General features: G+C 63.0%; 2 protein-coding genes. Both read left to right on the top strand.

From position 1 onward, the window contains the following. Nucleotides 1–137: 137 nt before the first annotated feature. Nucleotides 138–1,529: a DDE-type integrase/transposase/recombinase gene (locus CH292_RS09510; protein WP_094654559.1), complete on the top strand. Its 1,392-nt coding sequence runs from the start codon at nucleotides 138–140 to the stop codon at nucleotides 1,527–1,529. Continuing rightward, the gene (gene istB, locus CH292_RS09505) at nucleotides 1,526–2,368 is read left to right on the top strand and encodes an IS21-like element helper ATPase IstB (protein ID WP_094654558.1); all 843 of its coding nucleotides are present in this window, start codon (nucleotides 1,526–1,528) and stop codon (nucleotides 2,366–2,368) included. Before CH292_RS09510 ends, istB begins: the two co-directional genes overlap by 4 nt. Nucleotides 2,369–2,430 lie beyond the last annotated feature (62 nt).

Below are 2,430 nucleotides of genomic sequence, written 5' to 3'. Positions count from 1 at the left end.
TGACGGCGCTCATCGAAATTCAGCAGTGACGCTCACAAAAATTCATCACCCGTGTGGCACCGCCAACGAGGGCGGGTCTCCAACGAAGCTGGTGGTCTCTGACCACGCACCAGCTATCCGAAGGAGACCCGCTCCTCATGCTTACACGGGAGGAAGATGTGGAAGTACACGCCCTACGCAAACGAGGTTGGTCGATCTCGGCGATCGCTCGTCACACCGGCCGAGACCGCAACACGATCCGCAGTTACCTCAACGGCACCACCGCCCCGGGAGTGCGTAAACGCAGCATCCCGGACCCATTCGAGGTGTTCCTCGCCTACGTCACCGCACGGCTACTCGACGACCCCCACTTGTGGGTGCGGACCCTGTGCGACGAGCTCGAAGGCCTCGGCTACGCGATGTCGTATCAAACGCTTTCCCGCAAGATCCGCGAGTTGGGACTACGCCCGATCTGCCAAGCATGCCTGACCGCCACCGAAAGACCCAACGCCGTCATAGAACACCCGCCAGGTGAAGAGACACAATGGGATTGGGTCGATCTGCCCAACCCACCTGCCTCGTGGGGATGGGGCTCGATGGCACATCTGTTCGTCGGGACCTTGGCGTGCTCGGGTAAATGGCGCGGAATCCTTGCACCCGACATGACTCAGCCGCGTGTCGTCGACGGGCTCGACCGGATCTGCCGAGGCCTCGGCGGGGTGAGCAGGGTGTGGCGGTTCGACCGAATGGCGACCGTGTGTCATCCGGAATCGGGTCGGGTCACCGCCAGCTTCGCCGGCGTCGCCAAACATTACGGTGTGTCCGTCGCGATCTGCCCACCGAGGCGCGGGAACCGCAAAGGTGCAGTAGAGAAGTCCAATCACACTGCAGCACAGCGTTGGTGGAGAACTCTTGCCGACGATCTGACCGTCGAGCAAGCCCAAGCCAGCCTCGATCGGTTCTGCAGCCTCCGCGGCGATACCCGGCTGCGAGCGACAAAAGACGGCAAAACATCGGTAGCAACGCTCGCCACCTCCGAAGGACTGCACCCGATGCCAGCGACCACCTATCCGGCGATCGTGACCACGGAACGAGTGGCGTCCCGGCAGGCATTGGTGTCCTACCGCGGCAACCGCTACTCCGTGCCTCCCGAGCTCGCATCGGCCACCGTGACGGTCACCCAAGTCCTGGGAACCGATGTCATCGACATCGTCACCGCCTCGAACATCACCATCGCCAGACACCGGCTGGCAGCAGACGGAACCGGTGCGATGGTCCGCGATCACGGCCACATCTACGCCCTCGAACAAGCCGCGATGGCCGGCGCCAACACCGGCCGCCCGCACCGCCGCAAGGAACGCATCCCACCCGGACCCGAGTCTCTCACTGCAGCGGACACCCTGCGAACCGCCACCGGAACAGTGCACCCCACGCACGTAGAGCTCAACGAGACCGGCAGTGGTGCAACCGAATCCGACACCAACGATGCAATCGTCTACGACCTCTCGATCTACGAACGCGCCGCACACGGAAGGAACACCCTGTCATGACCGACAAGAAATCGACCGACCGGATACCGGCACCGAACACCGCGGAAGCAGCGAGCCTCTACCAACGCTTACGCGGACATCTCGCAGTGCTGAAACTGCACGACGCGGCCGAAGCGCTACCGTCGGTCCTCGACCAGGCCGCAGCCGAGGAACTGTCGATGACCGCGGCGCTGGACCGGTTGCTCTCGATCGAGGTCGAGGCCACCGAAGCGCGGCGGTTGACCGGAAGACTTCGATTCGCATGCCTACCGACACCAGCATCGCTCGAGGACTTCGACTACGACGCCGCAGCTGGTGTCGACCGCAAGCTCATCGAGGAACTCGCGACCTGCCGCTACCTCGAAACAGCGACGAACGTGCTGCTCATCGGACCGCCCGGGGTCGGGAAGACGCATCTGTCGGTCGGGTTGGCGAGGGCGGCAGCACACGCTGGGTATCGGACGTATTTCACCACCGCAGCCGACCTTGCTGCCCGCTGTCATCGAGCTGCGTTGGAGGGCCGGTGGGCGACGACGATGCGGTTCTATGCCGGACCGACATTGTTGGTCGTTGACGAGCTCGGGTACTTACCGCTGCCAGGCGAGGCCGCATCAGCATTGTTTCAGGTTGTCTCGCAACGGTATATGAAGACATCGATCGTGATGACCACCAACCGTGGGGTCGGATCGTGGGGTGAAGTTCTCGGAGACAACACCGTCGCCGCAGCCATGCTCGACCGGCTTCTGCATCGATCGGTCGTGCTCAACCTCGACGGTGATTCGTACCGCCTAAGGGACCACAACGCCAGATCGGAGAAGCTCCGCAAAGCCACCACCGGAACCCGCCAACCACTACAGTGAAGACCGCTCACGGGTGACGAGTTTCGCCGAGCACAACTGCTGAAATTCGCTGAGCCTCGTCA

Origin of the sequence: Rhodococcus sp. 14-2470-1a, from assembly GCF_002259425.1 — a bacterium.
GTDB lineage: Bacteria > Actinomycetota > Actinomycetes > Mycobacteriales > Mycobacteriaceae > Rhodococcoides > Rhodococcoides fascians_E.
This window is presented reverse-complemented; position numbering and strand designations above follow the sequence as displayed.